The sequence below is a fragment of the Kitasatospora sp. NPDC042419 genome, assembly GCF_056437345.1.
Map to the genome: position 1 here is coordinate 24,900 of NZ_JBWKAW010000039.1, position 19,283 is coordinate 44,182.

The following is a 19,283-nucleotide window of genomic DNA, read 5'->3' on the forward strand; positions in this document are numbered from 1 at the left end:
CTCTATCGCCAATGTGTCCGCTCACGCACCCAATGGAGTGCAGCTTGACCCTGAGCACGCTGAAAGTCCCGCACCGTCGGCAGCCCCGGCGGCGGGGCCTGCACGGACTGACGAAGGAAGTATCCAGCCGCAGCGATGAGCACGGTGGTGACGTCTTCCGGGTCGGCACCACAAGCGAGCAGGTGCTGATCAAGAAGACTCACCGCATCCGGGGCGCCCTGCATGATCACGCTCGGGCCCATCGCAACGACGTCAAACCACGAAGCTCCGACTGCGGCCCACGGCCAGTCGACGACCATAACGCGGTCGTCGGTCAGCAGAACGTTGTCCGCCCGCAGATCGCCATGGATCAAGGCATTACCGGCTGCAGCTGCGATCCAGGCGGCTTCTCGGTCGACCAAGCGTCCCAGATTGCGCCGTGCCCAGGGATCGAGCCAGGCCAGGTCGTCTGTCCCATCCGCGGAAGCAGCGGAAAGCCGACGCCAGCCTTGGAACTTCTCGCCGAACCGATCAGCAACCGGTGGCGCCGCGATCGGCGAAGGATCGAGCAGCACGGACAGCTCGTTAGCCGCTGCAAGAACACGGTGGAACTCGCCCAGCTGCCAAGGCTGGGCCGGCATTCTTCCGTCGACGTCTTCGAAGACCAAAACGACCCAGCCTTCGAGATCCAAGGTCATGAGCAGCTGCGGCACAGGCGCTGCGATCGGCAACGCAGCGGTGATCCGTGCCTCGGACCGGTGGAGATCAGGGGTGTCAGGGTTTGGTTCAGCGCCCACAGCCTTCACGAACACCCGTCGGCCGTCGACAAGACGCATGCGGGCTGCAACCCCAGGCGAGAAGCCACCGGCCTGGGTAACGGCGCTTTGCACAGGCGCCCCCAGACGTTCCTCAACCTGGCTTCGCACACCGTGGGGAACAGCCCACCAGTCCACACGCACACCCGCAGCTACAGGCGCACTGTCGGTCTTTGTGCTCGGTTGTCTCCCCATGGCGACATGATCCAGGTGACGCGCTCGGGCAGCAACGAGGTTTCCACGGCCTGCGCTCCTCTCAACACCCATGCGAGTGAAGTGCAGAGAAGGAGCCTGCTGTGCAACGCCGTACTGCTGTTCGAGGACACCGGTGAGCTGCTGCCCGACGGCCAGATCGTCGCCCCGCACCGTTCCGTCGCGGCCATGGCCTGACGGCTGCCCGATCCGCTCGCACCGGCCGCCGCACCCCAGCGGCCGGGACGGGCGGTGACAGGGAGCCGGACAGTCCGGACCACGAAGGGATGGCCATGCGCGGAGACCGCGTCACGCTCACCACCGACATTGAGGCGCTCGGCACCCGGCACAAGGCCGGGGACCAGGGAACCGTCGAAGAGGTCCACACCGGAGGCCACCTCACCGTCCGCATGGACGACGGCCGCCACAACTTCCCCACCCGCGACGAGGTGACCACCGCTCAGCGGTGACCGACTGCCAGTTGCCTGATCCGCCCGCACCGGCCGCCGCACCCGGACCACGAGAGTAAGAGGAGAGCACATGGCAGGGCAGCAGACGCAGACCACCCGACCGGCCGTCACCTACATCAAGGGCGACATCGTCCTGTTCCGCAACGTCGAACGGTTCTGGCTCGGCCAGCCCGGCCACACCTTCGTCGGCCGGGTGGAGCGGTCCTGGACGCACGTCGACACCGGCAAGGTCCTCTACGACCTGACCGAACTGGGCAGCCTCAGCTACCGCGCGGGCATCGACCCCGACTACATGCGGCCCCTCCCGGCGACCGACGCGATGCACGACATCGACACGGCCCCGCTGAAGGAGACGGACACCGGGGCGATGACCCCGGCCGCCGTCGCTTGGCTGCGCCAGCACCTCGTACCGGACGCTGCCGCGCTGCCCGCCCGGCGCTGACCACCCCAGCACAACGGCCCTCCGGGTCCCCGGCATTCAAGCTGCCGGGGCCCCGGAGGGCCTGGTCCACGACCCTACCCACCGCCGCAGATCCACGGTGCCCCTTCTCGGAGGCGCCCGGAAGAGAGAGGACATTCCGTGGCCACCAAGCCCACCACCCGCCGCCGGCGCCCCGCGGCGAACCCGAAGCCCCGCAACGGGCGCGCCAAGGTACCGGCGCCGTCGGCCTCCGTTCCCGCCCAGGCCGCCGCCCCCGAGGAGACGGTGCCGCTGGTCTTCCCGGAGGCCGACCCGGTCCTGGCCGACGCCGCCGACCGCGCCGCCGATCTCCGGGACCAGGCCGCCGACGACGTCGCGCGGATCCTCGCCGAGGGCCAGGTGCTCGCCACCGAGCTGCTGGACGGCGCCCGCACCGAGGCGGCCTCGATCACCGAGGCCGCCACCGCGGAGCAGTCCCGCCTCCTGGCCGCCGCCGCGACGGACGCCGACCGGGTCCGCACGGAGGCCGCCACCACCGCGGCCGCCGACGCCGGCCAGGTCCGCGCCGCCGCCGAAGCCACGGCGGAGCAGCTGCTCGCCGACGCGCGACGCGACGCCGACACCGTCACGGCGACGGCGGCCGGTGAGGCCGACCAGGTCCTCGCCGGTGCCAACGCGGCTGCCGAGCAGCTGCTCGCCGACGCCCGCCGCCAGGCGCAGGAGGTCGCCGCCACGGCGGCCGCGCAGGCGGAGCAGGTCCGGACCGAAGCCGAGCAGACCGCCGCGAAGGCCCTCGCCGACGCGGAGACCGCGCGCACCGAGCTGCTCGCGGCTGCGGAGCGCACTGCGGTGGAGACCCGAACCCGCGCCACCACCGACGCCGACCAGCTCCTGGAGCAGGCTCGGGGCGAGGCGGAGCGGCTGCGCGAGAGCGCGGGCGCCCAGGCCGCGCAGGTGAAGGCCGGGGCGGAGAAGGCGGCAGCCGAGCTGCGTGAGGACGCCGCCCGCGAGCGGGAGGCGTCCCGTGCGGATGCGGCGCGTACGCGGACGCTGGCCAAGGAGGACATCGGCCGGCTGCGGGCGACGGCCTCCGAGGACGCGGACCGCCTGACCCGCACCGCCCGCGAGGAGGCCGACCGCATCCTGGCCGCCGCCCGCACCAAGCGGGACGCGGACCTCAAGGAAGCCGAGCAGGCCCTGGCGCAGGCCCGGCTGAGGGAAGCGGACGCGGACGTCACCCTGAAGGCCGCCGACGACATGGTGGCCGAAGCCGCCGCCCGGATGAAGCGCGCCACCGACCGCACCGAGCGGGCGCTGGAGCGCAAGCGCCTCAAGCTCGAGGCCAAGGGGGAGCGCCGGGACGCGAAGGAGGCCCGCAAGGCGAAGGTCCGGGAGCTGCGGGCTGCGGACCGCGCCGGGAAGCCGGCGGTGTCCGACCGTGTGAAGCAGTTCGTGAAGGTCAACGCGGAACGCCTGATGGTGATCGGTCCGATCACCGCCCCGATGGCCGTCGCGTGGACGGGCCAGGCCGGATTCGCTGAGGACATCCTCGGCTGGGTCGTCCCCTTCACGATCCTGTTCGCCGCCGCCTGGGAACTCAGCACCGCGTTCGTGGGCTGGATGTACCACCAGGCCCGCCAGGGCGGCGACGCCGGAACCCTCTACCGCGTCAGCACATGGATCTTCGCCCTCGGGGCGGCGGTCATGAACTTCTGGCACGCGTCGGGGATGCCGAAGGAGGGCAGCCGGGTCTGGGACGACAAGGCGCAGGTGTGGACGGAGCAGATCACCTACTGGCACTTCACCCCGAAGGCGGTGGCTTTCGCCGCGATGAGCATCGTGGGGATGGTGCTGTGGGAGCTGTACGCCTCGCTGATCCACCGCCGCAAGCTCCGTGAGGACGGCAAGGTCGCCAAGGCCCGTCCGTCGATCGGGGCGGTCCGCTGGTTCCGCTACCCGGTCCACTCCTTCACCGCCTGGTCGCTCGCGATCACGGACCCGCGCCTGACCACGCTGGACCGGGCCTGGACCGCAGCGGGCGCGGAGCTCGCGGACCGCAAGGCGGCCCGGACCGGTCTGGCCCTGCACCGGGTCGTCGTTCCCCGCCTCGCGGCCGACGACCACGGACCGGCAGCCATCCCCACTGTCCTCACCCTGACCCGCATGGACCGGCCCGGACCGCTGGACAGCCTGGTTCCGGTCCGCCCGGTCCAGCACGGCGGGTATCCGGTCCGGTCCGGTCCGAGCGACCGGAACGCGGTCCACGGTCCGGTCCGGACCGCTGGAGCCACGGACCGGACCGGCGGACCGGCGCGCGCCCTGGAGGCCGGTCCGGCCGGACCGCAGGGCGCTGACCTGCGGACCGGACCCGGTCCGGACCGTGGGTCCCGGACCGTGCCCGCCGCCCAGGGCCCGGCGGCCAGCCGGGGGGTGACGGTCCGGACCGCCGACGCCGCCCCCGGACCGCAGGAGCCGGACCGCACCGGACCGGCCGACCAGGAAGTGTCGGAAGGCGACTTCGGTCCGGACCGTGGCGAGGACGGCGGTCCGGACCTCACGGTCATCACGCTCACGGACCAGGAGCGGACCGCACTGGACCGGCTCCGGACCGATGGTGAGCCGCTGAACCGGACCAACATCGCCAAGGCGGTCCGGACCGAGGGCGGCACCATCGCCACGGACCGCGCCGGACAGATCGCGGTCGCCCTCAAGCAGCACACGGTCCGCTGACCGGACCGCCCGCACAACCGCCCTGCCGCACATGGTCGCCCCCGGTCCGCGCTCGCACCCCGAGCGCGGACCGGTGACGGCCACGGCCGGCAGGCCGCTCGCCCGCACCCCGCCCCGAGCGGGTCGCGGGCCCGCTCGTACGCACCACCAGCCCCGCGCAACAGCCTCGGGGACGGACTCCCCCTCCCCAACCCCCGAGACCTGGAGGTCTTCTCGCATGAACAGCAACGACCCGAACTACTCCCCGCTGCGCGACGTGGCGCAGAGCCCGGAGGCAACCGCCCGGTACCTGGCCGACGTTCAGCGGGTCCTGCTGGACATCGGCAAGAACCTGGAGACCCTCGCGCTTGAGACCCGCGTGCACCTGCGCGGCACGAACGTGGAGGGCGACCGCTGGTACCACGCCCGGCTGCGCGCGATGCCCGTCGAAAAGGCCCTCGGGAACGTGCTCAAGAACCTGAACAACCTGACCGAGGGCCTGGAAAAGAGCGCCTACAAGCGCCGCGCCCACGACGAATCCGTTGTGAATACGGCGAAGGACAGGAAGGAAAAGGAGATCGAAAGGCAGCGGAAGAAGAACCCGCCGGTCCTCCAGGCGGCACCCCCGCCGTCCCAGCAGGGTGCGCAGAACCAGAATTCCGGCTATGGTGGTCCCACGTCGATTTACGACCTCGGTAAGAGGGAGTCGGCGTGACGCGCCCCCTCAGCAGTACCGAACGCTCGATCCAAGGGCGGAACGGCTGGCTGCAGGAAGAAGAGCGCAAGGCGATCGAGAGTCGCGGGGAAATCGGCCGGATGGAATTCTGGCTCCGCGTTACTCGAACCGAAATCAGCCGGGATGTGAAAGCGGGACGCGGTGATGTCGTCACCGCATTCACGTTGGTCTGCCGCCTCTTCAAGCTGGTCTTGGAGAAGCGGCAGGCGGGCGACCCGCGGTTGTTCGACCACCTCATGCAGTACGCGGACACCGTCCTGAAGCAGCACGGCCCGCGTAGCTGAGCGTCACCCCATGAAGGCCCCGCCGGGCTCCGGCGGGGCCTCGCGCGCGTAAAGCGTGCACACGTGCACGTGCACGCGCGTGCACACGAGACCCCACTGTCTGTCAAGTCCCCAGGAGGGGAGGTGCCCCGTGTCCGACGAGTCCGACGACACCGGCGGCGGAACCCTGGTCCACGGTCCGTGGAGCGGCGATTCCACCTACACGCTGCCGTCGATCCCGGATTTCATCGACACCATTCCGCCGCCGGAAGACATTCCGGAGGCTCCCCCGGAGAGCCCGGAGGAGACCACGATGGAACTTCCCGCGATTCCGGCTGCTCCCAACCCGGCTGCGGCGCTGCGTTCCGAAGGAATTGCCGCGCCGGAAGCCGGTGAAGAAGAAGGCGAATACGAGGAAGGCGAATACGAGCAGCCCCGTTCTCTCGCCGACCGCCTCGGTGACTGGTTGGAATTCCGCCTGGAAATGGCGCGGTACAACCAGGAAAGCGAAGCGCCTTTCCGTGAGGCTGAAATAGCACGGAAGGCGGCGCTGCTGGAGGGGCGCACCGCCCAGGAAGTCGCGATGATGGAGCAGAACGGAAAGCTCCACGCCGCGATGATGAAAGCGAAGGGCGACAAGGCGGCGGCGCGCGGAAAGGCCGATGCCGACCGTGCGAAGTCGTCTTCCTCCGGCCTGGGGGCGGACAAGGGCCGCTCGAAGGCCGGCGGCGGGGGCGGGTCCTCGCGCGGCGGTGGCGGCAGCGGGCCGTCCCGCAACAACTCGGGTGCCGGGCCGAAGGGGTCCGGCGGCTCGCGCGGTTCCAACTCCGGCGGCCCCGGCGGCCGTTCCGGCTCCGGTTCATCCGGGGGCAGCGGAGGCGGCAAGGGCGGTACGAAGGGCTCCCAGTCGGGCTCTGGCGGCCGTTCAGCCGGTTCCGGGCGCAGCGGTTCGTCCGGGGGCTCGAAGGGCTCTCAGACGGGCTCTGGCGGCTCCGGGCGGGGCAACTCGAAGGACGAGAGGGCAAGTCAGTCGTCCGGCGCCCGTACCGAGCGGGCCCGCGGCCGCCAGGAGCGCGCCGGGGTCCGTCAGGCCGGGCGGCAGGAGCGGCGCAGCGCCGGGCACGCCGCCGGTGTCGCGGACCGGTCCAAGGACCGCGACCAGGGCCGCGCGCAGCGGCAGCAGGCGTGGGAGGAGCGCCGGGCCAAGAAGGCGCAGCGGGCTGAGGCTCGGAAGGCGAAGCGGGAAGCCGCGGCGTCGGCCGACGCGGGCCGCACCACGCTGGGCAAGGCCGTCGGCGAGGAAGCCCAGCGCCGCTTCGACAAGCGGCGTGCCGACGCGAAGGCCGCGCAGGAGGCGAAGGACGCCAAGGCGGCCGGCACCGAGAAGGTGAACCTGACCAAGGACAAGGACTCCAAGGCCAAGGGCACCGACGGCAAGGACGCCAAGACCGCCAAGGACGCCAAGGACGGGGCCTCTGGCGCCGCGAAGGACGGCACGGCGGGTGACACGCCGGGGACGGATTCCACGGCCGGTGACGGGGCGTCTGACGGCGGGAAAAAGCGGCGTCGGTTCCGGCGCCGGCGCACCGGCGCCACCGGCGCGGCCGGTCGGCGCGGCCGTTCCCGCCGCACCGGGCGCACCGGTCGTACGGGACGCGGTCGTACGGGGCGTGCCGGTCGGCGCGGCCGTCCGGCGGACAGCCCGTTCGGCGAGGAGGACTCCACCCCGACGGTGGAGTGGCCCGACCGCCCCACCCGCCCGCCGCGCACCGACGCCACGGGCGGCGACGACATCGTCGACGCCGACATCGTCCCCGACGCCCCCGGGGCCCTGACGACCGGCGTGCGGGGCCTGCCGCCCGCGCCAGAGCAGCACACCGCACGGCCCGGCACCAGTCGGCCGACAGCCACGGAAGGGAGCAGCGTGAGCAGCTCGCAGGTCAGCAGGCCGTCCGGCGGGGGCGGCCTCGGCGCCCAGCACCGCACGGACATCACGTTCGACGACTACCTGGTGGAGATGGCGAACATCGCCATCCAGGCCGCCTCCGACCAGGAGCGGGCCGAAGCCCTCGCGGAGGCCCTGGACAAGGTGGCCGACGCCCTGCGGGACATGGCCACCGACCTGGTCGGCGACCACAACGTCACCACCGAGGTCACCGAGCTGATCTCGGACCTGGCCGACTCCGCGGCCCGCATGAAGCAGCAGGCGGAGCGGTGCGCGACCGAGTGCGGGCTGGCCCTGGAGGCCGCCAAGCTCGCGGCCGCGATGGTCGCCCGCGTGTACGGCGAGGACATGGCCGCGAAGGAAGACGCGGGCCTGAACTACGTGTCCGCCGCCGCCCACCACGACTAAGCAGAGGGAGGAAACCCGCTGATGAGCAGCGATCTCGCACCCCGCCCCAGCGCCGCGGCACCCGCCGTGGCCGACGGCGACAACCGCTACAAGGCCGTCCAGGCCAAGCTCGACGCCCTCGGGCGCGCGCTGGACGACGCCGGGCTCGGCCTGGAGGAGCTCGTGCGCAGCGTCCGCAGGAACGCCAAGCGTGCCGAGGACGCGGCCCGCGACGTCGACAACGCCGAACTCGACCCGAAGTTCGTGGAGCTGACCAGCAACGTCGGTGTCGCCCTCGGGGGCGCCGGGGTGCAGGTCAAGAAGCTGTACGAGACGGCGCAGGAGACCGCCGACCTCACCCACGAGACCAAGCGCACCCACTCCAAGCTCTACGGCGCGCTGGACGACATCCGCTCCAACCGGCGGGAGAAGACGCCCCGACCCGGGTTCTTCAACCGCTGACCCCCTCCCCCCCCCCCCCCGCCGCGGGCGGCCCCGCACACCTCGCGGGGCCGCCCGCGGCTGTTCCCGAAGGAGAATCTGGTGTCCACGCCGCGCAGCGTCGCGCTCGAACGCCTCGCCTACACCCTCGCCGCGCCCGTGCTGGCCGTGGCCCCGAACCTCTACCCCGACAGCCCCGTCAACCAGGTCGTGCAGCTGGCCGGCGCGGCCGGGATCGGCGGCTGGTTCCTCGCCGCCAAGAGCGATGAGCCCGGCGCCGGACGCAAGATCCTGCGGTGGTCCCCGCTGGTCCTGGCCGCCGCCATCGACGTCACCGCCGGACACACCGGCGGCTTCGGCCCGTACTGGATGGACGGGCTGCTCGCCGCCACATGGGCGGCGGCCGGCTACCTGGTGATGCCCTTCTCCCGGCACACCCGCCGCCGTCACCGCCCCGCCCTGGCCGCGCCCGTCGCGCAGCCGGCGCCCGCCGAAGTCCTCGAGGAGCCGGTCGTCCAGGACGACGGAGCCGACCTGCTCACCCGCGACGCGCGGATGCTGTGGGAGCAGGCCGGGATGCCCGGCCGCACGTACATCGTCAAGGCCACCCGGCACCCCGGCCAGCAGCACGACATGACGATCCTGCTGCGCGCCTCGGAGACCGGACGCCCGATCACCGGCCTCACCGAGGCCGCCGTCGCCGCACCGTTCGCCGTGCACTCCGGCGACGTCGTCCTGGCGGAGGTCGCCATCCAGCCCGGCCGCCAGGGCGGCCCCGGCTGGCTGGAGGCCCACATCACCCCCGACGCCAACCAGCGCCGCCGCAAGGCCCCCACCGACCAGGAGCGCTGGACGGACAAGGTCGGCTCACCCAAGGGCGGCGCCCCCGGCTCCGAGCTGGTCCACAAGACCCGCGACAGCGTCCGGGGAGTCACCTTCTACCGGGCGAAGATGGCCGACGCCACCACGACCCCGCGTATCGACCTGGCCAAGGTCTGCCGCGGCCTGGGCCTGCCCGAGGACGACAGCTGCGTGTTCGTCCTCATCGACGGCATCGAGTTCCTCATCAGCGCGTTCGACAAGCCCCCGCTGTCCGCGATCTTCCCCGCCACCCGGGAGCTCCTCACCCCGGACGCCAAGGGCATGTACGTGTGCGGGTACACCATCACCGGCCAGCCGGTGAAGAACATGGTGTTCCAGCACGACAAGAACGCCGCGCGGCACGGGCTGATCCTGGGCGTGTCCCGTTCCGGGAAGACGCAGTTCTTCGCGATCGACATGGCCGCCATGTCGCTCGCCGGTCAGGTCGTGTGGCTCTCCACCGTCCGCAAGGACGAAAAGACGTCCACGCTCGGGAAGTACATCGACCGGCAGGGCTCCAACGCCCTGTGGATGGCCCGCTCGCTGCGCGCGGCGAAGGCGCTCTGCGAGATCCGCGCGGAGATGCCCTGGCCGCACGACGGCGAGCCGCACGACTACAAGCCGGGCGATGCCCGCTGCCCCTACCGGCAGCTGAACGTGTTCGCGGATGAGTTCATGACCGCGGCGCAGGACGGGGACTTCGGCGAGTTCATCCAGCAGGACGGAGACGACCTCACGGTCACCGGCCTGAAGTACGGGATCGGCTTCAACCCGGCAGGGCAGTCGCCGTTCGCGCACAACGGGTTCTCCACCGAGATGAAGGACAACCTGCGGCAGAACAGCCGGCCGACCATCTTCAACATGGGCTCGCCCGGCGCCACCCGCAAGGCGGCGGAAGGCACGATGGAGAACGCCTACGACGTCCCGACCATCCCGGCCCGCTACGCCCAGCAGGAAGGCTCCGCGATCGAGCGGGCCATGCGCGGCGAGGCCGACCCGGAGAACGGCGTGTCCACCGGCGGCGTCGCCATCATGGTCATGGACAACGGCCGCGCGGTCCTCATGCGGTCGCTGTACGCGGACTTCGACACCAACCTCGCCACCCTGTTCCCCGACGACGTCAACCACCTCACCGACCACGAGATCAGCGAGCTGGAGAAGCGCGGCCTGTGGTTCGACTGGAACGAGCCCGTACGCCCCGGCGAGTTCTGGCCCGAGCCCAAGAACGGTGACGACGGCGACGACGGCGGCTCCCGCCGCCGTGGCGGCGGAGGCGGCAAGGGCGGCGGCGGCCGCGGCTCCAAGGGCGGCAGTCGCCGCTCCGAGGAGGTCGTCTCTGCCCGCAAGGCGCTGGAGGCCATCAAGAGCCTCACCGACGCCTGATCACACCCACCCAACCCCCCGGGGCCGGCCTGCCCGAGCGCGGCCGGCCCCACCCGACCCATGTGAAGGAGCACCACCACCGTGGCCCTCTCCATCTCCGCCGCCGTGCTGATGGGCATCATCGTCTTCGTCCTGATCAAGGGCGGCAACGTCCGCGTCGGCTCCGCGCTGGCCTGCACGCTGTTCGGCTTCACCCTCGCCGCGACCGGCCTGGCCCCGGCCATCAACAGCGGCCTCGCCTCGTTCGCCGGACTGATCTCCAGCTTCTGACTACGCCTCTTCCCAGGGCGGGTCCGGCGTGTAGTTGAGCCCTTCGCAGAAGCGGCAGTCCCACTCCGAGGGCACCTCCCACTTGTCGACCCAGAAGCCGACCTGCCTGCCCACGAAGAAGTTGTCTCCGTCGCACCACCCGCACTGGAAGACGAACTCCACCCCAACCCCTCCCCTCGCCTGTGGGTCTGAGGATGCCCGCAGCGCGTGTGCGGTGCCTACCCACCCACCGGCCTCAACTCCCCTGCTACGCAACGCCGAAGGGCGCCGCCGGACACGCTCCGGCGACGCCCTTCGACGTCGCGCGCCCCTCCCCCACGCGCCCTCCGGCCACCACGGCCAGGAGGGCGCTCCCCTTCCGCGTGATCGGAGAACACCCCATGGACCCCCTGCACACCCAGCACGGCATGCCCGAGTCCGAGGCCGCGGCCGAAGCCCGCCGCCTGATCGACGCCTGGGCGGCCAAGCCCGTACTCCACCACCCCACCTCGTTCCGCGACGAGACCGAGCCGCCGGCCTTCGGCACCACCCCGCCCGTGAAGCAGGAAGACCACCGGATCGTCCCGGCCTGGGCGGCCGGGATCGCGGTCGCGAGCATCGGCGTCGGCGCCGGGATCACCGGCATCGGCTGTGGCGCCTGGCTCGTGCTCCAGGGCCTGGCCTCCGTCACGTTGAACAGCGTCCTCATGGTCACCCTGCCGTTCGCGGGCCTGGCCATGGCCGCCACCGCCATCGGCGGCGCGATCAGCAAGGCCCGCGCGGCCGTCACCAAGAACGTCTTCGAGGGTCCGGTCACCCACCACACCGAGATCCACAACAACAGCACCACGCGCGGCGCGTTCTTCGCCCGCACCCGCAACGAGATCCGCTGACCCACCCCACCACCGCCCTCCCGCAAGAAGGAGCAGCCACGCCATGAACCACAACGACAAGCCCGTCAACGGCCAGGACAACCCGTCCTTCCTCGACCTCCTCAACCAGCTGCCGCCCGTGCCTCCGGCCCCCAAGCACGGCACCGGGCGGCTCGCATGGCTGCGCGCCGCGTGGAAGGAGTCGTGGGAGGAGGGCGGCTTCCTCTACCAGCGGTGGGAGGAGGTCTTCCAGGTCCGGCACAACAGCTGGCACGAGGTCGCCAACTGGATCAAAGCGGCGGCGTTGTTCGCCGGGCTCAGCCTCATCGTCATGATGCTGGACGCCGCCGGCGACATCGCCGACGCCACGCTCAAGGGCCTGGCCGCCGTCCCGGCCACCAGCGGCGGCGACGGCAGCGGCCTGTGGGGCACGGTCGACCACCCCGTCCGCGTGTTCCTCGCCGACCAGGCCGCGCACCTGGCCGTCGCCCCGGCCGCCCTGTACGCGTTCTGGCAGCTGACCGGCCTGCTCGGCCTGGTCGGCGGGTTCTTCGGCAACGCCGGTGCCCGCATCGCCTGGCTGCTGTTCGGCATCGGAACCCTCGCCATGATCTGGTCCACCGCCCCGGCCGGAGGCCGCGCCGCCGCCACCGGGCTCGCCGCCCTCATGTGGGCCCTGGCCAGCATCTTCGCCCTGCGCGGCCTGAGCCTGCGGCCCATCGTCCACAACCACCCGCCGCAGTACCAGTTCAGCCCCGCGCTCCACCTGCACGCCACGCTCCCCGCCCCCACCCCGGCGGGCGACGACTTCGACGACGAACCCGACAACGTCCACCCGCTCCAGCGCTGACCCCCGGTCGCTCCGCCTGGTCCTCGCCCCTCCCCGCCACCGCGGGGCCGGGGCGAGGGCCGGACAGGCCGACCGGCCTCACGCACCACCCGACCTGTCCCCGACCGAATGGAGAACACGTGGCCGTCATAGGCGTGCTGACGGAGCCGACCCCGCCCACCTGGTGGAAGGCGAACCGGCACAAGGTCTACGGCACCGGCGGACTGCTGATCGGCTACCTGATCGGCACCCACCTGCAAGGCGCCCCCGACCCGCAGCCCCAGCACCCGCGCCCGAGCCACACCACGCCGGCCCCGACCACGCCCGGCGCGCACCGCACGCACACGCCCGCCTGACCCGGCACCCGCCGCCCCGCACCCCGCCGACACGTTCGACGTCGGCGGGGCGCGGAGCTGTGCACCGACCTCTGGAGGAACCGATCGTGCTCATCCCCCGCCCCCGCCGCCGCATCGGCCGGCCCCGCCCGCAGCGTCCCGGACCCCGCCACCCGTACCGCCCCGACCCGCTGCCCGGCACCTGGCGCCGGTGATGCCGCGCCGCCGAACCAGGCGCCGCCGCCGCGAGGTGACCCGAGTGCCGCGCAGCGACGCGGCGCTGCCGGAGTTCGACCGCGGCACGGTGCCCGAAGGGCTCGTGACCAGACGGAAGTTACGGGACATGCACCTGAGTCCCGGCAGCAATCAGGGCCCGGTCGCGATCCTGCGGTGCAGGTTGTGCGCGACCCGCCCGCAGTGGTCCTGCCGTCACCCCACCCGCGGCTTCCTGCTCCGCGTCGACCTGGCGGTGCCCAAGCGCACGCCGACGCTCGCTCAGGAGTGGGCCCTGGACAAGGCGATGGCAGCACGCCAGACCTGCGGCGACTGCGGGAGGCGCTTCTACTTCTGCCTCTCCAAGAAGCTCGGCTGTTGCATCGAGTGCTTCGACGGCACCCCCGTGGACCCCAGCAGCTACTTCGCGCCCTCCGCCCCCGCCGCTCACCGGCTGGCCGCGTAGCGCGAGCCCCGTCCCGGCCGCACAGGCCGGGACGGGGGCACCGCCGGGCGGCCGCAGCATCGGCAAAGAGCCGGCCGCCCGCTCCCTCACCCATCGAGATCAGGAGAAATCCAGCATGACGCATCGCCCCGCAGTCTTCGCGGCCCTGCTCGGACTGACCCGCGCCGGGAGCGCGATCGGTGATTTTTGGGTCCAGAACGATTTCTGCGCCCGCGTGAAGGGCGCCTCCGACGAGCACCCGGTCACCTTCAAGGACCCGGCCACCGGGGAAGAGACCACCCACGGCACGGCGGGCGGCCGTAAGGCGTGCCTGCACCACTGCCTGACCTATACGGCCACGCAGGCGATCGTGGCCGGGGCCGGTGCCCGCGCGCTCGGCATCCGGGTCCACCCGGCCGCCGCCGCGGCCGCGCTCGCCATCTCCTTCGGCACCCACTACGCCGCGGACCGCAGGGTTCCCGGCAAGGGTTTGCTGGAGAAGATCGCCACCAAGACCGGTAAGGGCGGTTTCTACAAGCTCGCCGACTTCGGTATCAACGGGGCGTTCCAGTTGGACGGTGCCTGGCACCACGGCTGGGAGACCGTCGCCGCGCTGGTCGCCACCACCAAGGCCACCACCCGGTGAGCGGCCGTTCCCGGACCCGCCTGGACCGGGTACGCGCCTCCGTCGGCATCGCCCAGCTCGCCCTCCAGCAGATCCAGGACGAACTCACCGGCGAGGTCGGCGCCCAGGAGCTCGCGCAGATCCTGCGCGAGCTCCACCACGAGGACCACCGCCAGGACGGCGTCTTCGGCTCCCTCGCGCAGCTGCTCACCGTCGCCGCGCAGGCCGCCGGACGGATCGAGCCGGACCGCGACGGCGAGATGTCGTGCCCGCTGCACGAGGCCGCCGCCCTCATCACCGAGAACGCCGGTCTGCAGACCTACTACGCCACCCGTGCTCTTGACCCGCAGGGAGAAGCCGAATGACCACCTTCCGCCTGGAGAACGCGCTGCCCGTCGACACGACGATCCCGGAGCCGTCGTTGGTGTGCCTGATCGGCGCTGCCGGTTCGGGGAAGTCGACGTGGGCCGCCACCTGGCCCGACACGCAGGTCCTGGAACTCGACCGGTTCAGGGCGATGGTCAGCGACGACGCCGGGTGTCAGGAATCGACCGAGGACGCGGTGTTCGCGCTCCAGGCCGTCCTCGAGGCGCGCCTCGCCCGCCGCAAGATGACGGTCGTCGACGCGACGAACAGCGAGAAATCCGTGCGCGCCGACCTGATCGCCACGGCCCGCCGCCACGACGTGCCCACGGTCGCCCTGGTCGTCCCGACCCTGCTCTCCGTGTGCGTGGAGCGTCAGGAAGGCCGGCCCGCGAACCGTCGCGTGCCCGAGCACGTCGTACGGGCGCAGCACGCCGCGATGGTCGACGCCTTCCCCGGCCTGCCCGCCGAGGGGTTCGATCACGTCGTCGTCGCGGAGAACGTCTACCGCCTCCAGGCGCTGCTCCAGCCGCTCAGCGATGCCCGGCGCGCGGATCTCGGCTGGGACGACAACGAGGGCCTGGGCGACCTGCTCCTGGTCCGGCGCACCTTCGGCCCCGAGATCCTGCCGATGTGGCGCTGGCGCGACAACTCGCCGCTCGCTGGCGGCGACCGCGTCGCGGAGATCCGGCTCGGAGCGGACCGCATCGTCCTCGCCCAGCGCAACGACATCGACGGCGAGGGCGACGTCGGCTTCGAGATCCTGGTCGGCTGCGCGGCCGACGCCGAATGCGCGGGCCAGGCGTGGGCGCCTGCCTACAACGTCACCGATCTCCTGCGGGCGCTGACCGGCGAGCTGATGACCGACCCGGACGTGCGCTGCACCGTCCACGGCGGGCCCGACGACGTCGACCAGGAGGCCGACGACCACGCCCGCGGCATGGACGACGACCTCGACGGCCGCGCCGACCTCGAGGCGCAGTACGCGGACGCGGTCCGCGAGTGAACCGTGCCGCCGGCGCTTCGCCGAACACCCCGAACCTGCCACGGCCCGGCCACGCCGGGCGCCCGCTGTTACCCCGGGAAGGACACCCCGCCATGAGCATCACGAACACGTACGGCACCGCGCACCACGTCAGCGAGACCAACCCGGCCCACGTCACCAGCTGCGACCGGTACCGGCTGCCGCTGGTCGCCACCATCGCCCCCGGGAACCCCGGCTACGAGGACATGGTGGAGATGCTGAAGGACAACGGCCACGACACCCGCCCCGAGGGGTACGGGCTGATCTTCCTGGAGTCCGAGGAGTTCTCCGCGACCTACTTCGGGTCGATCGCCCAGATCGAGCAGTACCAGCGCGACAACGTCGACGGCACGGCGACCTTCGACGCCTCGCAGGGCGTCATGTACGCCCAGTGGCCCCATGGGAAGGGCTGGGACACCTTCCTCCCCCGCGTCTTCTGGAACGTCAAGGCGCGCGGCGGGATCGCGGACGGCGTCGGCCTGGTCACGGCCTTCGCGCACACCGAGATCCCGGGTGCGGAGGTCATCGTCTACGAGTTCGAAGGCAAGTGGCTGCCCGACAGCGAGCCGCAGCAGATGGTCACCTACCACTGCACCGGTTGCCACCTGGACACCTTCCACGACAGCGGGCACGTGCACGAGAACGCCGGCCCCAGCTGCCGCCGCTGGGCCGCCCGCCAGGCCCGCCAGCACCTCATCAGCGCCCACCGGCACGGCGTCGGCGACGCCAACAGCGCCTGCCGCCCGAACAACGGGGAGATGCTCCGCGTCGTGAACGCGGTCGCCCGCGACATGTGGGGCACCACCGGCAACGCCCTCCCGGACACCGACGACGCGTACTGCGCCACCAAGGGCCCCTGCTCGATAATCCGCGAGCTCCGTGCCGGAGTCCGCCCGCCCGTCTACCGCGCCTGACCGCCCCGCCCTCCGTCCTGGCTGCTGCCTGACGGACGCTCCGTGCCGCCCCGGCCTCCTGATCGACGGAGGCCGGGGCAGTCGCGGTGGTCCCTCAACACAGAGAGGAGTTGGACGTCATGCGCCGATACGAGGTTGACGTCCCGATACACCACGAGGCGGACCAGGAACGGCGAGGACACCACGTCTTCACCGGCTGTGCTGCCGGTGAGAGCGAGGCTCTGGCCGCCGCGCACAGCGCCTACGACCGGGCCGTGCAGTACGTGTCCGCCGGCCTCCCGGCCCCCGACGACTCCAGCGACGGATGGGCCGCGCGCGGCCTGCGTCCCGACTGGGTCCTGGACTGGCACAAGGCCACCACCAAGGCGTGGGTCAACCCCAACAGCCTGATGTGAATTCGCCCCGGGACGGCCGCCAAAGGCCGGAAAACCTGTCAGCCGCCCCGGGTTCCCCATCCCGTACGAGACGAGAGGGAGACACCAGTATGGACTCCGCCCTGCGCGTACAGGCCCGATCCGGGCAACGCGCCCTGCTCATCACGACCCTCGCGGTTCCGCTCACCGGCTGGACCGTCCACGCCCTGACGCTCCACCGGCGCCTGGCCGACGCGCGCAAGGACCTGCTCACCGGCTTGCCGGTGCGAGCGGAGTTCACCGCGTACAGCGAGCGGCTCCTGCGCACCCGCCGCCGGAACGACCTGCACGTCCTGATGCTGGACGGGGTCGACTTCAAGGGCGTCAACGACACCTACGGACACGCCGCGGGCGACACCGTCATCCAGACCATGGGCCGACGCCTCGCCGCCTGGAGCGCGAGCCGTCAGGCCCTCGCGGCCCGGCTGGGCGGCGACGAATTCGCCGTCTGCGCCGTACTCCCGCCGGCTACCGCCCTCGCGGAGATCACCGAGCTGCGCGAGCAGCTGCAGCAACCCCTCCAGTACGAGGGGCACACGCTGCGCCTGGACGTCTCGATCGGCATCGCCCGCGCCGTAGACCTGCCCGGCGAGACGATGAGCCGGATCCTGCGCGGCGCGGACAAGGCGATGTACAGGGTCAAGGAAGGCAAGGCGGCGTTCCCGTACTTCGCGACGCGGGCCGACGCCTACGCGAAGACCGTCAACGGCCGCCGCGCCGGCCGCCGTGGGGCGCACCTGCTGGCGGGTGCCGCGTGAGCGCCGCCGAACTCGAGGGCGGTGACTGGATCCGCGGCATCACGATCCGCCAGCCCTGGGCGACCTGCATCCTGGCGGGCAAGAGCGTGGAGAACAGGCCCAAGCCCTGGAGCTGGCGAGGCTGGGTCCTGCTCCATGCCGGGATGGTGAAGCCGGAGCCCGCCGTGCTGCGCGATCCGCTGGTCGCCCGCGCGATCCGCGGCCGCGAACTGCACCGCGGTGCGGTCATCGGCGTCGCCCGCCTCACCGGCTGCCACCAGGACCCCGACGGATCTCCGCCCTGCTCCCCGTGGGCACAGCCCGAGACGTGGCACCTGGTGCTCGACGACGTCCGGGAGCTCGCCCTGCCGCTCCCCGTCGGCGGGCAGCTCGGACCCTGGAAGCCGACACCAGACCTGGTGGAGTTGGTTCTCCAGCAGTTGCCCGACCTGCGCCCGTGACCCGCAAGCGAGCCAAGAAGCCGCCGTTCGAGCCGGGCTGCGTCCCGGCTCCCGGCGCGCTCCTGGAATGGCGCGACAGCCAGCACTACGACCGCTGGCAGGACCGCCCCTGCGTGCTGTGCGAGAAGCCCACGCCGATGCGCTCCCACTCCGGGGAGCCCGTCCACAAGGCGTGCGCTGAGGACTGGATCGCCGCGAACCCCGTTGAGGCCCGCCGTGAGGGCCGGTTCGCCTCCGACACCCAGCCCAAGAGCGCCAAGCGCGCCACCCACGCCTGAACCCCTCCCCCTCGGAGGTCCCCATGAGCAGCACCGACCGCGACGTCGACCACGCTCTCGCCTACCCCGAGCCGCCGGCCTCCCCGCTCTGGCACCGCCACGGCGCGGCGAAGGCCCGGCCCCTCACGCCCGCTGAGCAGAAGCGCAACGCCGAGCTCCTGGTGCTCGCGCAGCGCACCACCCGACCCCGCACCCCGCGCCCCACCCAGACCCTGGCGGAGGCCAGCTGATGGACACCAAGCACTGCGCCGTCGACGGCTGGGTCGACGCGATCCCCGCCCCCGGCCCGCACGGCACCGCGATGTTCGACCTGACCGTCCGGCCCACCGACGCGGACACCCTCCCCGAGGACGCCCCCGACACGGTCGTCTCCTGCACCGGCACGGCCGCCGGGATCGTCCACGAGCTGCTGACCCGCATACAGCCCGGCGACCTGCTGCGCGTCACCGGCACGATGCTCCAGCCGCCGACGCCCGGAGAGCCCGCCCAGCTCACCGTGGACGTCCTGGAGGTCCTCGACACCGCGCTCATCCCGGTCCTGGGGGAGATGGTGCTCGACAGGTACGCCGACTACGTCGTGATCTTTGACGCCGACACCGACAAGGTGCCCGTCTTCACTGCGGACGGGCAGTGGGTCGGCCTGGCCGACAACCCCGACGCCATCACCCACCTGATCGACGTCCACGAGCGCGTGCACGGCGGTGACGCGTGATGACCACCGCCGCGCCCCGCACCGTCCTGGAGCGCTTCCCCGCCGGCCATCCCCGCGGCTCCTGGCCCGCCGACGAATACGCCGCCGCCCAGCGCGCCCAGGGCCGCGACGCCCACGTCGTGATGGACCTGACCACCGACCAGTTCCTCGTGGTCACCGGCACCACCACCCGATAGCCCGCGCCAGACACCAGAGCGCCGCACCCGAGCCG

General features: G+C 72.1%; 27 protein-coding genes. 25 read left to right on the top strand and 2 right to left on the bottom strand.

Annotated elements, in window-relative coordinates; all coding sequences use genetic code 11:
• Window positions 1–2 precede the first annotated feature (2 nt).
• Window positions 3–815, bottom strand: a complete 813-nt coding sequence (locus AC067J_RS39595; protein WP_478307650.1) for a phosphotransferase family protein — start codon at window positions 813–815, stop codon at window positions 3–5.
• A 180-nt stretch (window positions 816–995) separates the two neighbouring features.
• Between AC067J_RS39595 and AC067J_RS39600 the strand changes: the two genes are divergently transcribed.
• From AC067J_RS39600 to AC067J_RS39645, 10 genes are all read left to right on the top strand, one after another.
• Window positions 996–1,184 (top strand): DUF5999 family protein, encoded by a 189-nt coding sequence (locus AC067J_RS39600; RefSeq protein ID WP_478307651.1) that lies wholly within the window; start codon window positions 996–998, stop codon window positions 1,182–1,184.
• 95 nt (window positions 1,185–1,279) lie between these two features.
• The gene (locus AC067J_RS39605; RefSeq protein ID WP_327378992.1) at window positions 1,280–1,456 is read left to right on the top strand and encodes a hypothetical protein; all 177 of its coding nucleotides are present in this window, start codon (window positions 1,280–1,282) and stop codon (window positions 1,454–1,456) included.
• A gap of 70 nt (window positions 1,457–1,526) precedes the next feature.
• A complete protein-coding gene (locus AC067J_RS39610; RefSeq protein ID WP_478307652.1) occupies window positions 1,527–1,898 on the top strand; it encodes a hypothetical protein in 372 nt (123 codons plus the stop codon).
• Window positions 1,899–2,036: 138 nt separating this feature from the next.
• Window positions 2,037–4,607, top strand: a complete 2,571-nt coding sequence (locus AC067J_RS39615; protein WP_478307653.1) for a coiled-coil domain-containing protein — start codon at window positions 2,037–2,039, stop codon at window positions 4,605–4,607.
• 217 nt (window positions 4,608–4,824) lie between these two features.
• Window positions 4,825–5,301 (top strand): hypothetical protein, encoded by a 477-nt coding sequence (locus AC067J_RS39620; protein ID WP_478307654.1) that lies wholly within the window; start codon window positions 4,825–4,827, stop codon window positions 5,299–5,301.
• Window positions 5,298–5,606, top strand: coding sequence for a hypothetical protein (locus AC067J_RS39625; RefSeq protein WP_138894301.1), 309 nt, complete (start codon window positions 5,298–5,300; stop codon window positions 5,604–5,606). Before AC067J_RS39620 ends, AC067J_RS39625 begins: the two co-directional genes overlap by 4 nt.
• A 562-nt stretch (window positions 5,607–6,168) precedes the next feature.
• The gene (locus AC067J_RS39630; RefSeq protein WP_478307688.1) at window positions 6,169–7,938 is read left to right on the top strand and encodes an ATP/GTP-binding protein; all 1,770 of its coding nucleotides are present in this window, start codon (window positions 6,169–6,171) and stop codon (window positions 7,936–7,938) included.
• 21 nt (window positions 7,939–7,959) lie between these two features.
• Window positions 7,960–8,379: a conjugal transfer protein TraB gene (locus AC067J_RS39635; RefSeq protein WP_327378997.1), complete on the top strand. Its 420-nt coding sequence runs from the start codon at window positions 7,960–7,962 to the stop codon at window positions 8,377–8,379.
• An 81-nt stretch (window positions 8,380–8,460) separates the two neighbouring features.
• On the top strand, window positions 8,461–10,602 hold the full coding sequence (locus AC067J_RS39640; protein ID WP_478307655.1) for a chromosome segregation protein ParM: 2,142 nt from the start codon (window positions 8,461–8,463) through the stop codon (window positions 10,600–10,602).
• An 81-nt stretch (window positions 10,603–10,683) separates the two neighbouring features.
• Window positions 10,684–10,872 (top strand): hypothetical protein, encoded by a 189-nt coding sequence (locus AC067J_RS39645; RefSeq protein ID WP_138899411.1) that lies wholly within the window; start codon window positions 10,684–10,686, stop codon window positions 10,870–10,872.
• Here the strand turns inward: AC067J_RS39645 and AC067J_RS39650 are convergent, their stop codons facing one another.
• On the bottom strand, window positions 10,873–11,034 hold the full coding sequence (locus AC067J_RS39650; RefSeq protein WP_327379000.1) for a hypothetical protein: 162 nt from the start codon (window positions 11,032–11,034) through the stop codon (window positions 10,873–10,875).
• Between the two features lie 218 nt (window positions 11,035–11,252).
• On the opposite strand from AC067J_RS39650, the gene AC067J_RS39655 reads away from it, so the two are divergent.
• From AC067J_RS39655 to AC067J_RS39725, 15 genes are all read left to right on the top strand, one after another.
• A complete protein-coding gene (locus AC067J_RS39655; RefSeq protein ID WP_138899410.1) occupies window positions 11,253–11,744 on the top strand; it encodes a hypothetical protein in 492 nt (163 codons plus the stop codon).
• A 43-nt stretch (window positions 11,745–11,787) separates the two neighbouring features.
• The gene (locus AC067J_RS39660; protein WP_478307656.1) at window positions 11,788–12,573 is read left to right on the top strand and encodes a hypothetical protein; all 786 of its coding nucleotides are present in this window, start codon (window positions 11,788–11,790) and stop codon (window positions 12,571–12,573) included.
• A gap of 119 nt (window positions 12,574–12,692) precedes the next feature.
• Window positions 12,693–12,908: a hypothetical protein gene (locus tag AC067J_RS39665; RefSeq protein ID WP_384362077.1), complete on the top strand. Its 216-nt coding sequence runs from the start codon at window positions 12,693–12,695 to the stop codon at window positions 12,906–12,908.
• A gap of 193 nt (window positions 12,909–13,101) precedes the next feature.
• Entirely contained in the window at window positions 13,102–13,566 is a 465-nt protein-coding gene (locus tag AC067J_RS39670; RefSeq protein ID WP_478307657.1) for an RRQRL motif-containing zinc-binding protein, read from the top strand.
• Between the two features lie 115 nt (window positions 13,567–13,681).
• The gene (locus AC067J_RS39675) at window positions 13,682–14,191 is read left to right on the top strand and encodes a hypothetical protein (protein ID WP_478307658.1); all 510 of its coding nucleotides are present in this window, start codon (window positions 13,682–13,684) and stop codon (window positions 14,189–14,191) included.
• A complete protein-coding gene (locus AC067J_RS39680) occupies window positions 14,188–14,535 on the top strand; it encodes a hypothetical protein (RefSeq protein ID WP_478307659.1) in 348 nt (115 codons plus the stop codon). Before AC067J_RS39675 ends, AC067J_RS39680 begins: the two co-directional genes overlap by 4 nt.
• Window positions 14,532–15,539, top strand: coding sequence for an AAA family ATPase (locus tag AC067J_RS39685; RefSeq protein WP_478307660.1), 1,008 nt, complete (start codon window positions 14,532–14,534; stop codon window positions 15,537–15,539). The genes AC067J_RS39680 and AC067J_RS39685 overlap by 4 nt, the downstream gene beginning before the upstream one ends.
• A gap of 92 nt (window positions 15,540–15,631) precedes the next feature.
• On the top strand, window positions 15,632–16,471 hold the full coding sequence (locus AC067J_RS39690) for a hypothetical protein (protein ID WP_478307661.1): 840 nt from the start codon (window positions 15,632–15,634) through the stop codon (window positions 16,469–16,471).
• Between the two features lie 119 nt (window positions 16,472–16,590).
• Complete coding sequence (locus AC067J_RS39695) at window positions 16,591–16,866, top strand: hypothetical protein (RefSeq protein WP_478307662.1); 276 nt, start codon at window positions 16,591–16,593, stop codon at window positions 16,864–16,866.
• Window positions 16,867–16,955: 89 nt separating this feature from the next.
• The gene (locus AC067J_RS39700) at window positions 16,956–17,642 is read left to right on the top strand and encodes a GGDEF domain-containing protein (RefSeq protein WP_478307663.1); all 687 of its coding nucleotides are present in this window, start codon (window positions 16,956–16,958) and stop codon (window positions 17,640–17,642) included.
• A complete protein-coding gene (locus tag AC067J_RS39705; RefSeq protein WP_478307664.1) occupies window positions 17,639–18,082 on the top strand; it encodes an ASCH domain-containing protein in 444 nt (147 codons plus the stop codon). The genes AC067J_RS39700 and AC067J_RS39705 overlap by 4 nt, the downstream gene beginning before the upstream one ends.
• The gene (locus tag AC067J_RS39710; protein ID WP_478307665.1) at window positions 18,079–18,360 is read left to right on the top strand and encodes a hypothetical protein; all 282 of its coding nucleotides are present in this window, start codon (window positions 18,079–18,081) and stop codon (window positions 18,358–18,360) included. Before AC067J_RS39705 ends, AC067J_RS39710 begins: the two co-directional genes overlap by 4 nt.
• 23 nt (window positions 18,361–18,383) lie before the next feature.
• The gene (locus AC067J_RS39715) at window positions 18,384–18,590 is read left to right on the top strand and encodes a hypothetical protein (protein WP_450919609.1); all 207 of its coding nucleotides are present in this window, start codon (window positions 18,384–18,386) and stop codon (window positions 18,588–18,590) included.
• Complete coding sequence (locus AC067J_RS39720; protein WP_478307666.1) at window positions 18,590–19,072, top strand: hypothetical protein; 483 nt, start codon at window positions 18,590–18,592, stop codon at window positions 19,070–19,072. Before AC067J_RS39715 ends, AC067J_RS39720 begins: the two co-directional genes overlap by 1 nt.
• On the top strand, window positions 19,072–19,248 hold the full coding sequence (locus AC067J_RS39725) for a hypothetical protein (protein WP_478307667.1): 177 nt from the start codon (window positions 19,072–19,074) through the stop codon (window positions 19,246–19,248). Before AC067J_RS39720 ends, AC067J_RS39725 begins: the two co-directional genes overlap by 1 nt.
• The last annotated feature ends 35 nt before the right edge of the window (window positions 19,249–19,283 follow it).

What these genes read in the sequence shown, in the direction of transcription:
- AC067J_RS39660 (WP_478307656.1), top strand. Translation starts at nt 11,788, where the DNA reads ATGAACCACAACGACAAGCCCGTCAACGGCCAGGACAACCCGTCCTTC.
- AC067J_RS39695 (WP_478307662.1), top strand. Translation starts at nt 16,591, where the DNA reads ATGCGCCGATACGAGGTTGACGTCCCGATACACCACGAGGCGGACCAG.
- AC067J_RS39610 (WP_478307652.1), top strand. Translation starts at nt 1,527, where the DNA reads ATGGCAGGGCAGCAGACGCAGACCACCCGACCGGCCGTCACCTACATC.
- AC067J_RS39605 (WP_327378992.1), top strand. Translation starts at nt 1,280, where the DNA reads ATGCGCGGAGACCGCGTCACGCTCACCACCGACATTGAGGCGCTCGGC.
- AC067J_RS39620 (WP_478307654.1), top strand. Translation starts at nt 4,825, where the DNA reads ATGAACAGCAACGACCCGAACTACTCCCCGCTGCGCGACGTGGCGCAG.
- AC067J_RS39670 (WP_478307657.1), top strand. Translation starts at nt 13,102, where the DNA reads ATGCCGCGCCGCCGAACCAGGCGCCGCCGCCGCGAGGTGACCCGAGTG.
- AC067J_RS39630 (WP_478307688.1), top strand. Translation starts at nt 6,169, where the DNA reads ATGATGGAGCAGAACGGAAAGCTCCACGCCGCGATGATGAAAGCGAAG.
- AC067J_RS39690 (WP_478307661.1), top strand. Translation starts at nt 15,632, where the DNA reads ATGAGCATCACGAACACGTACGGCACCGCGCACCACGTCAGCGAGACC.
- AC067J_RS39600 (WP_478307651.1), top strand. Translation starts at nt 996, where the DNA reads ATGATCCAGGTGACGCGCTCGGGCAGCAACGAGGTTTCCACGGCCTGC.
- AC067J_RS39655 (WP_138899410.1), top strand. Translation starts at nt 11,253, where the DNA reads ATGGACCCCCTGCACACCCAGCACGGCATGCCCGAGTCCGAGGCCGCG.
- AC067J_RS39685 (WP_478307660.1), top strand. Translation starts at nt 14,532, where the DNA reads ATGACCACCTTCCGCCTGGAGAACGCGCTGCCCGTCGACACGACGATC.
- AC067J_RS39725 (WP_478307667.1), top strand. Translation starts at nt 19,072, where the DNA reads ATGACCACCGCCGCGCCCCGCACCGTCCTGGAGCGCTTCCCCGCCGGC.
- AC067J_RS39675 (WP_478307658.1), top strand. Translation starts at nt 13,682, where the DNA reads ATGACGCATCGCCCCGCAGTCTTCGCGGCCCTGCTCGGACTGACCCGC.
- AC067J_RS39635 (WP_327378997.1), top strand. Translation starts at nt 7,960, where the DNA reads ATGAGCAGCGATCTCGCACCCCGCCCCAGCGCCGCGGCACCCGCCGTG.
- AC067J_RS39595 (WP_478307650.1), bottom strand. Translation starts at nt 815, where the DNA reads ATGCGTCTTGTCGACGGCCGACGGGTGTTCGTGAAGGCTGTGGGCGCT.
- AC067J_RS39700 (WP_478307663.1), top strand. Translation starts at nt 16,956, where the DNA reads ATGGACTCCGCCCTGCGCGTACAGGCCCGATCCGGGCAACGCGCCCTG.
- AC067J_RS39715 (WP_450919609.1), top strand. Translation starts at nt 18,384, where the DNA reads ATGAGCAGCACCGACCGCGACGTCGACCACGCTCTCGCCTACCCCGAG.
- AC067J_RS39720 (WP_478307666.1), top strand. Translation starts at nt 18,590, where the DNA reads ATGGACACCAAGCACTGCGCCGTCGACGGCTGGGTCGACGCGATCCCC.